Here is an 11,574-nt window from a genome sequence, read left to right on the forward strand (position 1 = left end):
TCCTGGCCGCGGCTCGACATACCGTTACGTATTGCCGCGTGTGCCCCGGTGTAAGCACAGAGTTGACGTGATGCCGCCCATATGGGGGATGCGCCGAGGGCGGCCACCGGTGTATGTGCGGCGCCTTGTGGCAGAAGGTGACCTTCCGGTCGTACTGCACGTACGTCATCTTGTGGACCTGCCGTATGGCGGCTATAAGCCCAGTGCGATGATGAGCCCGCCATGACTGCCCCCCACCCCCGTACGGCGCGCTCCGGAGGCGATCTCCGGGTGCTGCGGACCGCGGTGTTCGCCGCGGTCTGCGTCGTGCTGGCCGCGGCCGGTCACAGCCTCGCCTCCTGCGCCACGGTTCCGCTGTGGACGCTGGGCGCGGGTTTCCTGGGAGCCGTCCTGGTCGTGGCACCACTCGCCGGACGCGAGCGGTCACTGCCGGGCATCGCCGCGCTGCTCGCGGTCGGACAGACCGTGCTGCACGTGCTGTTCGGGCTGGTGCAGCACGGTACGACGGCCGCCACGGCAGCCCGTACGGCCTCGGTCTCCGACGCCTCGCTGATCGAGCAGGCCGCACGGCTCGTCTGCGGGACCACCGCGGCGGCGATCAGCCCCGCGCAGGCCCAGCGGATCCTCGTCGACGCGCGGATTTATCAGGGCACGGGTGCGGGCACGGGCTCCACGCACCACCCGGCGGACGCCCTGTCCACCACCGCGGGTTCCTCCATGTCGCTGCTGCCGTCCCTGCCGATGCTGCTCGGTCACGTCCTCGCGGGCCTCGCCGCGGGATGGCTGCTGCGCCGGGGGGACATGGCACTGCGGCGGCTGATCGAGATGTCCGCGCCGTCCGCGCACTCCGTCGCCGAGGGGGCGCTCGTACGGTCCCTGCGCGGGGCGCTCGCGCTGGTGCGCGCCCTGCGTGCCGGGCTGCCGGGCACGCCCGAGGCCGGTCCGCGCACCCCGCAGACCATCCTGTTCGCGCCTCCCGCGCCCCGTACCACCACACTCCAGCACACGGTGATCAGGCGCGGCCCGCCCGCCGCCGCACTCTCCCTCGCCGCCTGACGCGACGCGACCAGCGCTCCACTCTCTCTCGAGGGATCTGTGGGGAGGGCCGCCGTCGCGCGGCACGCGCGTGTGCCCGTGCTTCCGAGCGACCTCCTTCTTGACGGGTGATCGCCGACGCACGCGCACGCGTACCCCTCTTCATCACCGGAACCGTCACCGGAACCATCACCGGAACCCCGGAAAACCACTTGGAGTGGAGTGCTCCCCATGAAGGCCTCTCGTCTCGCCGCCGCCGGTGCCGTGGCCGCATCGGCTGTCGTCGTCCTGTCCTCGCCCGCGTTCGCGCACGTCAGCGTGCAGCCCGAGGGCGCCGCCGCCAAGGGCGGTTACGCGGTCGTCGACTTCAAGGTCCCCAACGAGCGCGACAACGCCTCGACCACCAAGCTCGAGGTCACCTTCCCGACCGACCATCCGCTGTCCTCGGTGATGCCGGAGCCGATGGCCGGCTGGGACATCGACATCACCAAGTCCAAGCTCGACAAGCCCATCGACAACCACGGTGAGCAGCTCACCGAGGCCGTCACCAAGGTCACCTGGACCGCCACGGGCAAGGGCATCGAGCCCGGTTACTTCGAGAAGTTCCCCGTCTCCGTCGGCGCGCTGCCCGAGGACGCCGACGAGCTGGTCTTCAAGGCGATCCAGACGTACTCCAACAAGGAGGTCGTGCGCTGGATCGAGGAGCAGCAGGAAGGCGCGGAGGAGCCCGAGAACCCGGCGCCCGTACTGGCGCTGTCCGCCGCCACGGAGGACGGGCACGCGCACGACTCCACGGCCACCGCCGAAGCCACAGACGACGCCACCGAGGAGGCGAGTGACGCCGAGGCCGCCTCCTCGCAGAGCTCCCTCGCCTCCGACAGCAGCGACACCACAGCCCGCGTCCTGGGCGTGGTCGGCATCGTCGTCGGCGTGGTGGGCGTGGCGTACGGCGTGCTCGCCGGCCGTCGGCGTACCGACGCCTGAGTCCAACCGTCCGGAGGCGCACCGGGGTGCGTACGACCGTCCGCCGACCGTGAGTCGACCGGCCGTGCGACCCCGGTGCCGCCCGGCACCATCACATCTGGGACATTTTTCTATGCGCAAGAAGACGTTCGCCGCGGCCGCGCTGCTCGCCGCCGCCACCCTGACCCTCTCCGCGTGCGGCAGCAGCGACGACAGCGGTTCACCGGTCTCCGTGGTCTCCGAGGAGGCCGGCTCGGACAAGGCCGCCACCGTTCTCGACCAGCCGTTCGAGAAGCCGGACCTGGTCCTCACCGACACCCGGGGCAAGTCGTACGACCTCCGCAAGGAGACCGCGGGCAAGCCGACCCTGATCTACTTCGGCTACACCCACTGCCCCGACATCTGCCCGCTGACGATGAACAACATCGCCGTCGCCAAGAAGTCGCTGCCCAAGTCCGAACAGGACGACCTGCGCGTGGTGTTCGTCACCACCGACCCGGGCCGGGACACCCCGTCCGAACTCGGCAAGTGGCTCAAGGGCATCGACACCCGGTTCGTCGGCCTGACCGGCGACTTCGCCACCATCCAGGCCGGTGCGCGCACCCTCGGCATCTCCATCGAGCCGACGCACAAGGACAAGAGCGGCAAGGTCGTCTCCGTGCACGGCACCCAGGTCGTCGCGTTCTCCCCGAAGACCGACGCCGGGTACGTCCTCTACGGCGAGGACGCCACCGTCGACGACTACACCAAGGACCTGCCCAAGCTCGTGAAGGGCGCGAAGCCGTGAGGTCCTTCGCCGTGTCCGCCGCGGTGCTGACCGGTGCCCTCGTGCTGGCGGGCTGCGGCTCGGACAGCGGGGGCGACGGCGACGGCGGGATCTCCGTCTCCGGCGCCTACATGCCGCAGCCGGTGTCCGACGACATGGCGGCCGGCTTCCTGACGGTCGTCAACGACAGCGGTACGAAGGCCGAGCTGACGTCGGTCACCAGCGACGTCGGCGAGGTCACGCTGCACGAGACGGCCGGCGGAACGATGGAGGAGGTTCAGGACCTCGCCGTCCCCGCGCATGGTCAACTCGTGTTCAAAAGCGGTGGCACGCACCTGATGTTCGACAAGCTGAAGCACAAGCCCGAAGAGGGCCAGACGGTCTCCGTCGAACTGCATTTCGCCAAGGCGGACCCGGTCGTCGTGAAGATGCCGGTGAAGTCGGCGACGTACATCCCGAAGACCGGACAATGACGGAGGGATCACCTTGACGCCGACCATCGCCCCCCGCGTCCGGACCCTGGTGCTGCTGCTCCTGGCCGCGGCCGGCCTGCTCCTCGCCGGGGCCGCCCCGGCCTCCGCGCACGCCGCGCTGACCGGCAGCGACCCTCAGCAGGGGGTGGTGGTCGACAAGGCACCCACCCAGGTCTCGCTGACCTTCTCCGAGCCGGTCTCGACGTCCGCCGACTCGCTGCGCGTGCTCGACCCCAAGGGCGCGCCCGTCCAGCGCGGCACACCCTCCAACGTGAGCGGGACGACGTACGCCGTCCAGCTGCACAGCGGCCTGCCCGACGGCACCTACACCGTCACCTACCAGGTCGTGTCCGCGGACAGCCATCCCGTCGCCGGCGCCTTCACCTTCTCCGTCGGCGCGCCCTCGTCCACCTCCGTCTCGGTGTCCGACGAGACCGCGGGCGGCGGGGTCGTCGGCTGGCTGTACGGGTTCGGGCGGTACCTGTCGTACGCCGGGTTCGTCGTCCTGATCGGCGGGGCCGCCTTCGTGCTCGCCTGCTGGCCGCGCGGGGCCGGGGTCCGGGGCATGCAGCGCCTCGTCGTCGCCGGCTGGCTCACGCTCACCTCCGCCACCCTCCTGCTGCTGCTTCTGCGCGGTTCCTACACCGGCTCCGGCAAGGTCGGTGACATCTTCGACCTCGACCTGCTCGGCCAGGTCCTCCAGACCAAGACGGGCGCGGCACTGGTGTCCCGGCTGCTGCTGCTCGCCGCGGCCGCGCTGTTCATCGCAGTGCTCTTCGGGGCGTACGACAAACGCGAGGACGAAGAGAAGCGGGATCTGACCTTCGGGCTCGCCATCGGCGGGACCGTGGTCGCCGCCGGACTCGCCGCGAGCTGGGCGATGTCCGAGCACGCCTCGGTCGGCCTCCAGGCAGGCATCGCCATGCCGGTCGACGTCGTCCACCTGCTGGCCGTCGCGGCCTGGCTCGGCGGCCTCACCGCCCTGCTCGTGGCGCTGTACCGGGCGCCCGCGGACACGCCCGTCGACACGACCGCCGTACGCCGCTTCTCGGCCGTCGCCTTCGGCAGCGTCGTCGCGCTGGTGCTGACCGGCACCTACCAGTCGTGGCGCCAGCTCGGCTCCTGGTCCGCGTTCACCGACACCCGGTACGGACAGCTGCTGCTCGTCAAGATCGGGCTCGTGGCGCTGCTCGTCGGCGTCGCGTACATCTCGCGGCGCTGGACGGCCCAGCTGGCGGACAAGGTCGTCCAGCGGAGCGAGCAGGTGCCTCAGAAGGAGCGGGTCATCGCAAGCGCAGGGGACGCCAAGGGGAGTGCCGGGGCGGCCCAGGGGGCTGCCGGTGCGTCCACCGGCTCCGGCGGTTCCAAGCGCGCCGCGCAGCTCGCCCGGCAGCGGGCCGCGATGGACACGGCGCGGCAGAAGCGGGAGCGGGACGCCGACCCCAACCGGTTCGGGCTGCGCCGCTCGGTGCTCGCCGAGGCCTCGGTCGCCGTCGTACTGCTCGCCGTCACCACCGTGCTGACGCAGACCGAACCGGGGCGGACGGAGGAAGAGGCCAAGGCTGCCACATCCTCCTCGTCCTCCTCCTCGACCTCGTCGTCCGGGGCGGTCACCCTCGACATGTCGTTCGACACCGGCGGCGAGGACGGCAAGGGCCTCGTGCGCGTCGATCTCGACCCCGCGCGCGTGGGCGCCAACGAAATGCACGTCTATGTGGAGCGTCCCAACGGACGCGCCTTCGACATCCCCGAGGTGAAGGTCGCCTTCACCCTGGAGTCCAAGGACATCGGGCCGCTGCCCGTCGTCCCCGACCACATCACCACCGGGCACTGGGCGGCGAGCGGAGTGCAGATTCCCATGGCGGGCGACTGGCAGGTCGCGGTGACCGTGCGGACCTCCGACATCGACCAGACGACCGTCTCCAAGAACGCGCAGATCGGCTGAACCACACCATGACTGACCAGTCCGTCCCGGAGGCCCGTACTCCCGCTCTCGAAGAGGGTGCTGTCGACGCTCTCGAAGAGGGTGCTTCCGAACATGCCTCCTCTTTGGAGGGCCTTTCGCGGCGGAAGCTGCTGAGCACCGCCGGCGCCACCGGGCTCGTCCTCGGTGCGTCCGGCGGTGCCGTGGGATACGCCGCCCGCCCGGCCGAGGCCACCCCGCTCACCTCCGTGGGCGCCGATCAGGTGATGTTTCACGGGAAACATCAGCCCGGCATCACCCAGGGCCTCCAGGCCCGCGGCCATCTCGTCGCCTTCGACCTGGCGGCGGGGGCGGGCCGCAAGGAGGCCGCCGCGCTGCTGCGCCGCTGGTCACAGACGGCACAGCGGCTGATGGCGGGCGAGGCGGCGACGCAGGAGGACACGGATGTCGCCCGGGACGCCGGGCCGTCCTCGCTGACGGTCACCTTCGGCTTCGGCCACAGCTTCTTCGCCCGTACCGGCCTGGAGAAGCAGCGCCCGTCCGCCCTGGACCCACTGCCCGACTTCTCCTCCGACCACCTCGACAAGAAGCGCAGCGACGGCGACCTGTGGGTGCAGATCGGCGCCAACGACGCGCTGGTCGCCTTCCACGCCCTGCGCGCGATCCAGAAGGACGCGGGCAGCGCGGCCCGCATCCGCTGGCAGATGAACGGCTTCAACCGCTCGCCGGGCGCCACATCGCATCCCATGACGGCCCGGAACCTGATGGGTCAGATCGACGGCACCCGCAATCCGAAGCCGAGCGAGCCGGACTTCGACCAGCGGATCTTCGTGCCGTCCACCGGGGAGTCCTCCTGGATGGCCAACGGCTCCTACGCCGTCGTACGCCGTATCCGCATGCTCCTCGACGACTGGGAGAACCTCCCGGTCACGGCCCAGGAGGACGTCATCGGGCGCCGCAAGTCCAACGGGGCGGCGCTGTCCGGAGGCACCGAGACGACCGACATGGACCTGGAGAAGACCGACGCCAAGGGCAACCTGGTCGTCCCGATCAACGCGCATGCCCGCATCACCCGGCCCGACCAGAACGGGGGCGCGGCGATGCTCCGGCGCCCCTTCTCGTACCACGACGGCTTCGACGGCGACGGGGTCCCCGACGCCGGCCTCCTCTTCGTCTGCTGGCAGGCGGACCCCCTGCGTGGCTTCGTCCCCGTCCAGCGCAAGCTCGACCGGGGCGACGCCCTGTCCCGGTTCATCCGCCACGAGGCGAGCGGCCTGTTCGCGGTGCCGGGCGGGGCGGCGGAGGGGGAGTACGTGGGGCAACGGCTGCTGGAGGGGTGACCTCGTCGCTCCGTGGAGTGGCTGCCATGAGATACGTGCGCTGTGTTTCGCAAGGCCCATTAGGGTGAGGTCATGCCAGCGAGCTATGCGTATCTCGGCCCTGAGGGCACCTTCACCGAAGTCGCCCTGCGCACGCTTCCCGAGGCGGCCACCCGGGAGCTGATCCCGTACGTGTCCGTGCAGTCCGCGCTCGACGCGGTGCGGGCCGGGGAGGCCGAGGCCGCGTTCGTGCCGATCGAGAACTCCGTCGAGGGCGGGATCACGACGACGCTCGACGAGCTGGTCGCGGGCGCGCCGCTGATGATCTACCGCGAGGTGCTGCTGTCGATCACCTTCGCGCTGCTGGTCCGGCCCGGCACCAAGCTGTCGGACATCAAGACGGTCTCCGCGCATCCGGCCGCCCAGCCGCAGGTGCGCAACTGGCTCAGGAAGAACCTCCCGGACGCCATCTGGGAGTCGGCCGCGTCGAACGCGGACGCCGCCCGGCTGGTCCAGGAGGGCCGCTACGACGCCGCCTTCGCGGGCGAGTTCGCGGCCGCCCGGTACGGCCTGGAGGCCCTGGAGACCGGGATCCACGACGCGGAGAACGCCCAGACCCGGTTCGTACTGGTCGGCCGGCCCGCCCGGCCCGCCGCACCGACCGGCGCGGACAAGACGTCCGTCGTGATCTGGCAGCGCGACGATCATCCGGGCGGCCTGCGCGATCTCCTCGGCGAGTTCGCCACCCGGGGCATCAACCTGATGCTGCTGCAGTCCCGGCCCACCGGCGAGGGCATCGGCAACTACTGCTTCTGCATCGACGCCGAGGGCCACATCTCCGACCGCCGGGTCGCCGAGGCGCTGACGGGGCTCAAGCGGATCTGCCTCCAGGTGCGCTTCCTGGGCTCCTACCCGCGCGCGGACGTGGAGGTGGCGGATGTACGCCTGCCGTTCCCGGGGACCTCGGACGGCGAGTTCGTGTCGGCGGCGGAGTGGGTGGCGCGATGCCAGGACGGACGTTTCTAGGACGTTTCCAGCTGCTCCTACCTGCATATTTTCGTTATCCACAGGAGTTATCCACAGGTGGGCTTCTCGACCTGGGGACAAGTCGACAACGAAGTGCCACCCAGTCGACAAATCGCCCTACAGCCCTCAAGTTCGTCCACAGTCCCGTAGGTCACTCTTCGTCCACCCGTTTCCCTCACGCCATCCTTTGGAGCGACTCATTTCCACCCGAAAGTGGATGTGACGCTGGTTTGGGTCGGGAATCCCTCGCCTCGCACACCCGGCCCGGATTGATCACTTCCGGCATCCACAGATCTTTCGCACAGCCTGTGGATAACTTTTCGGCGCTGTGGATTTCTGTGGACGAAGGACATCCCAAATCCCGCTCCGCACAAGGGAATCGAGTCAACCCGACGCCCGTCGCATGCCCCGTCCCAGGGAGTGAGACGCGTTTTATTGACACGATCGACAATTACCGCAGAACGTGACGTAAGCCGCGATTCTGGGCAGCCCGGAATAGTGAGTCGTGAGCCGTGACCCCGCACCGGTAGCCTTGGTCACGTGATTGACCTTCGTCTGCTCCGTGAGGACCCCGACCGTGTGCGTGCGTCGCAGCGCGCCCGTGGAGAGGACGTCGCGCTCGTCGACGCTCTCCTGTCTGCCGACGAGCGGCGCAGGTCGTCCGGCGTCCGCTTCGACGAGCTGCGTGCCGAGCAGAAGGCCCTCGGCAAGCTCATCCCCAAGGCCTCCGGAGACGAGAAGGCCGAGCTGCTGAAGAAGGCGAGCCAGCTCGCCGCCGACGTCAAGGCCGCCGACGCCGAGCGCGACGCGGCCGACACCGAGACCCAGGAGCTCGCCCTCCAGCTCAGCAACCTCGTGCACCCCGAGGTGCCCGTGGGCGGCGAGGAAGACTTCGTCACGCTGGAGACGCACGGCACGATCCGCGACTTCGGCGCCGAGGGTTTCGACCCCAAGGACCACCTGGAGCTCGGCACGATCCTCGGCGCGATCGACGTGGAGCGCGGCGCCAAGGTCTCCGGCTCGCGCTTCTACTTCCTCACCGGGATCGGCGCGCTGCTGGAGCTCGCCCTGGTGAACGCGGCGATCGCGCAGGCCACGGCGGCCGGCTTCACGCCGATGCTGACGCCCGCGCTGGTCCGCCCCCAGTCGATGGCCGGCACCGGCTTCCTCGGCCAGGCGGCCCAGGACGTCTACCACCTCGACAAGGACGACCTCTACCTCGTCGGCACGTCCGAGGTCGCGCTCGCTGCGTACCACATGGACGAGATCATCGACGCCGACCGCCTCCCGCTGCGCTACGCGGGCTTCTCGCCCTGCTTCCGCCGCGAGGCCGGCTCGCACGGCAAGGACACCCGCGGCATCTTCCGCGTCCACCAGTTCGACAAGGTCGAGATGTTCTCGTACGTCGACCCGGCGGACTCGCAGGCCGAGCACCAGCGCCTGCTGGAGTGGGAGAAGCAGTGGCTGACGTCGCTGGAACTGCCGTTCCGGGTCATCGACGTGGCCTCCGCCGACCTCGGCTCCTCGGCCGCCCGCAAGTTCGACTGCGAGGCGTGGATCCCGACGCAGGGCAAGTACCGCGAGCTGACCTCGACCTCGGACTGCACCGAGTACCAGTCCCGCCGCCTGTCGATCCGCTTCCGTGACGGCAAGCAGGTCAAGCCGCTGGCGACGCTGAACGGCACGCTGTGCGCCGTACCGCGCACGATCGTGGCGATCCTGGAGAACCACCAGCAGGCCGACGGCTCCGTCCGGGTCCCCGAGGTGCTCCGCCCGTACCTGGGCGGCCGGGAGATCCTGGAGCCGGTCGCCAAGTGAGTACGTCCGCCGCCCCGGGCTTTCCCTACCGCCTGATCGCGACCGACCTCGACGGAACGCTCCTGCGGTCCGACGAGTCGGTCTCGCAGCGCACCCGTGACGCGCTCGCCGCGGCCACCGCGGCGGGCGCCGCGCACATCGTCGTGACGGGCCGCGCGGCCCCGTGGACCCGCCACATCCTCGACGACCTCGGCTACGACGGCCTTGCCGTCTGCGCCCAGGGCGCACAGGTGTACGACGCCGGGGAGCACCGCCTGCTGACGTCGGTGACGCTGGACCGGCAGCTGGCCGGCGTGGCACTGGCCAAGATCGAGGCGGAGGTCGGCCCGCTGTACCTCGCGGCGAGCCGGGACGGGCTGGAGGGCGAGGTGCTGGTCGGCCCCGGTTACGCGGTCACCGGCAAGCTCCCCGCGACACCCTTCACGGACGCGGCCGACCTCTGGACGGCCCCGCTGAACAAGATCTACATACAGCACCCCACGCTGACGGACGACGAGTTGGCCGAGGCCTCCCGCCAGGCCGCCGACGGCTTCGTCACCGTCGCGATGGCCGGCGCGGGCATCGTCGAGCTGCTTCCGCTGGGGTTGTCGAAGGCCACGGGCCTGTCCCTGGCTGCCCGCCGGCTCGGCATGAAGGCCGCCGACACGATCGCCTTCGGCGACATGCCCAACGACATCCCGATGTTCGGCTGGTCCTCCTACGGCGTGGCGATGGCCAACGCCCACGAGGAGCTGAAGGCGGTGGCGAACGAGGTGACGTCCTCCAACGAGGAGGACGGGATCGCGGTGGTGCTGGAGCGGTTGCTGAGCTGAACTTCCGTACTCGGCGGAGGATGCACGGATCGAACGTGCGCGGGCTTTTCAGGCCCGACCTTGACTTGCTTTTAATTGAACACAGCGCAAGCCAGTGCCTTACCACTCGGCCAATCCTCCGGGTGGGCGGCCTCACGCGAGCGCACTGCGCCACGTGCTCGAAGCGGCCGCCCCGGGCAGCTCCCCGTATGGGCGGACTCGACGGAGGAGTAACTACTCCGGAGTCCGCCGCGGGCTGCCCTGTGGGGAGCTCGACGTACTGTCGTGCATGGACATCGTCGAACTCCTCCCCAGTACGTGGCGCCGGTTCGCTCCGGCGTCCTGGACACAACCAATGTGCCGGTACGCCGAGTTCGGCGCCACTGAATAAAAGCGGCCCGCGTGTTCTCCTAGCGCCGCCGCCACCTGCGCCGACGCTTGCTGAAGAACCACCCTGCGGGCGGCTCGTCGGAACGCCATGGCTGCGGCTCGGGCTTCTCCTTGCGCCAGCGCTCGGCAAGCATCCGGGCCCGTGCGGACGGCTCGGCGGTCTCGGCCGAGCGTATGAAGTCCTCGTCCAGGACGAGGTCGTCCCAGGCCTCGTCCCCGAACCGTCCGCGACTCTCGTCCTGTGACGCCTCGTCCGCCACCGCCATCCCCGCCCTCCCAGCCGTGCGCCCGCTTTTGCCCAGTGTGCCCGGACCGAGGTGAAGCCCCTGTCAATAAGCGGGGCGTCTACTCCTCGCCCGCCAGCGTCAGCGAGCGCAGCTTCTGCCCCGCGTACCAGGTCGCCAGGACGGTGACCGCGACGAGCAGGACCGTCGCCGTCGTCAGCCCGACGTCGGAGGTCACCAGGTCTCCGCCGGCGACCTTCTGGGCCACCGCCAGCGACCACTGCTGGACGCTGAGCGTGCGTGCCCCGGCCACCAGGGAGCCGAACAGGGCCTCCCAGACCAGCGCGTAGACGAGCCCGAACACCACCGCGTGCCGCGACACCGTGCCGAGCAGCAGGAAGAGCGCCGCGTAGGCGATGGAGGCGACCAGTGCGGCCACCGTGTAGGCGACGGCGATCTGCTGGCCGTTGCCGTTGAGGATGAAGCCGGCGATCAGGGTGGGCACCGCGGAGAACACCATCGTCACGGCGATCGCGACGATCAGCTTGGTGAAGATGATCGTCGGCCGTTTGATCGGCTTGGACAGCAGGTAGACCACGGAGCCGTCGTCGATCTCCGGGCCGATCGCGCCCGTGCCCGCGATGACGCCGATGATCGGCACCATGGTGGCGAGCGCGAGCCCGCCCAGCAGGTCGGACGCGGTCTGGTCGTCGGCGCCGGCGAGGCCGCGCACCACCACGGAGATCGCGATCAGCAGCAGGGGCAGCGCGCCCAGGATGAGGGCCCGGCGCCGGCCCAGCAGGGCGCGGTAGGTGAGTCGGGCGACTGTGGGGTCGTACATCTTT

General features: G+C 70.1%; 11 protein-coding genes and 1 tRNA gene. 9 read left to right on the forward strand and 3 right to left on the reverse strand.

The features are described 5' to 3' along the window. Positions 1–222: 222 nt before the first annotated feature. The 9 genes from QFZ76_RS25870 (at position 223) to QFZ76_RS25910 (ending at position 10,136) form a co-directional block, all read left to right on the forward strand. Positions 223–1,056 (forward strand): hypothetical protein, encoded by an 834-nt coding sequence (locus QFZ76_RS25870; RefSeq protein ID WP_307675977.1) that lies wholly within the window; start codon positions 223–225, stop codon positions 1,054–1,056. Positions 1,057–1,266: 210 nt separating this feature from the next. Next, positions 1,267–2,019, forward strand: a complete 753-nt coding sequence (locus QFZ76_RS25875; RefSeq protein WP_307675978.1) for a YcnI family protein — start codon at positions 1,267–1,269, stop codon at positions 2,017–2,019. A 112-nt stretch (positions 2,020–2,131) separates the two neighbouring features. Next, a complete protein-coding gene (locus QFZ76_RS25880) occupies positions 2,132–2,785 on the forward strand; it encodes an SCO family protein (RefSeq protein ID WP_307675979.1) in 654 nt (217 codons plus the stop codon). Continuing rightward, positions 2,782–3,237: a copper chaperone PCu(A)C gene (locus QFZ76_RS25885; RefSeq protein WP_307675980.1), complete on the forward strand. Its 456-nt coding sequence runs from the start codon at positions 2,782–2,784 to the stop codon at positions 3,235–3,237. The genes QFZ76_RS25880 and QFZ76_RS25885 overlap by 4 nt, the downstream gene beginning before the upstream one ends. Positions 3,238–3,250: 13 nt before the next feature. Next, positions 3,251–5,182 carry a copper resistance CopC/CopD family protein gene (locus tag QFZ76_RS25890; protein ID WP_307675981.1) on the forward strand — a complete coding sequence of 644 codons (1,932 nt, stop codon included), beginning with the start codon at positions 3,251–3,253 and terminating at the stop codon, positions 5,180–5,182. 8 nt (positions 5,183–5,190) lie between these two features. Beyond that, on the forward strand, positions 5,191–6,501 hold the full coding sequence (efeB, locus tag QFZ76_RS25895) for an iron uptake transporter deferrochelatase/peroxidase subunit (protein WP_307675982.1): 1,311 nt from the start codon (positions 5,191–5,193) through the stop codon (positions 6,499–6,501). A 72-nt stretch (positions 6,502–6,573) separates the two neighbouring features. Next, positions 6,574–7,506 carry a prephenate dehydratase gene (gene pheA, locus QFZ76_RS25900; RefSeq protein WP_307675983.1) on the forward strand — a complete coding sequence of 311 codons (933 nt, stop codon included), beginning with the start codon at positions 6,574–6,576 and terminating at the stop codon, positions 7,504–7,506. 540 nt (positions 7,507–8,046) lie between these two features. Next, the gene (gene serS, locus QFZ76_RS25905; RefSeq protein WP_307675984.1) at positions 8,047–9,324 is read left to right on the forward strand and encodes a serine--tRNA ligase; all 1,278 of its coding nucleotides are present in this window, start codon (positions 8,047–8,049) and stop codon (positions 9,322–9,324) included. Continuing rightward, on the forward strand, positions 9,321–10,136 hold the full coding sequence (locus QFZ76_RS25910) for an HAD family hydrolase (RefSeq protein WP_307675985.1): 816 nt from the start codon (positions 9,321–9,323) through the stop codon (positions 10,134–10,136). The genes serS and QFZ76_RS25910 overlap by 4 nt, the downstream gene beginning before the upstream one ends. A gap of 14 nt (positions 10,137–10,150) precedes the next feature. Here QFZ76_RS25910 and QFZ76_RS25915 read toward each other — a convergent pair. The 3 genes from QFZ76_RS25915 to QFZ76_RS25925 all read right to left on the reverse strand — a co-directional run bounded on the left by QFZ76_RS25915 (position 10,151) and on the right by QFZ76_RS25925 (position 11,570). Next, positions 10,151–10,256: transfer RNA gene (locus QFZ76_RS25915), tRNA-OTHER, on the reverse strand. A gap of 269 nt (positions 10,257–10,525) precedes the next feature. Further along, entirely contained in the window at positions 10,526–10,771 is a 246-nt protein-coding gene (locus tag QFZ76_RS25920) for a hypothetical protein (protein WP_307675986.1), read from the reverse strand. Between the two features lie 79 nt (positions 10,772–10,850). Beyond that, on the reverse strand, positions 10,851–11,570 hold the full coding sequence (locus QFZ76_RS25925; protein WP_307675987.1) for an ABC transporter permease subunit: 720 nt from the start codon (positions 11,568–11,570) through the stop codon (positions 10,851–10,853). Positions 11,571–11,574: the final 4 nt, after the last annotated feature.

It is taken from the genome of Streptomyces sp. V4I2 (assembly GCF_030817655.1).
Lineage (GTDB): Bacteria > Actinomycetota > Actinomycetes > Streptomycetales > Streptomycetaceae > Streptomyces > Streptomyces plumbiresistens.

Coding starts and splice junctions, on each gene's coding strand:
- QFZ76_RS25870 (WP_307675977.1), top strand. CDS start 223: ATGACTGCCCCCCACCCCCGTACGGCGCGCTCCGGAGGCGATCTCCGG.
- QFZ76_RS25875 (WP_307675978.1), top strand. CDS start 1,267: ATGAAGGCCTCTCGTCTCGCCGCCGCCGGTGCCGTGGCCGCATCGGCT.
- QFZ76_RS25880 (WP_307675979.1), top strand. CDS start 2,132: ATGCGCAAGAAGACGTTCGCCGCGGCCGCGCTGCTCGCCGCCGCCACC.
- efeB (WP_307675982.1), top strand. CDS start 5,191: ATGACTGACCAGTCCGTCCCGGAGGCCCGTACTCCCGCTCTCGAAGAG.
- pheA (WP_307675983.1), top strand. CDS start 6,574: ATGCCAGCGAGCTATGCGTATCTCGGCCCTGAGGGCACCTTCACCGAA.
- QFZ76_RS25920 (WP_307675986.1), bottom strand. CDS start 10,771: ATGGCGGTGGCGGACGAGGCGTCACAGGACGAGAGTCGCGGACGGTTC.
- QFZ76_RS25925 (WP_307675987.1), bottom strand. CDS start 11,570: ATGTACGACCCCACAGTCGCCCGACTCACCTACCGCGCCCTGCTGGGC.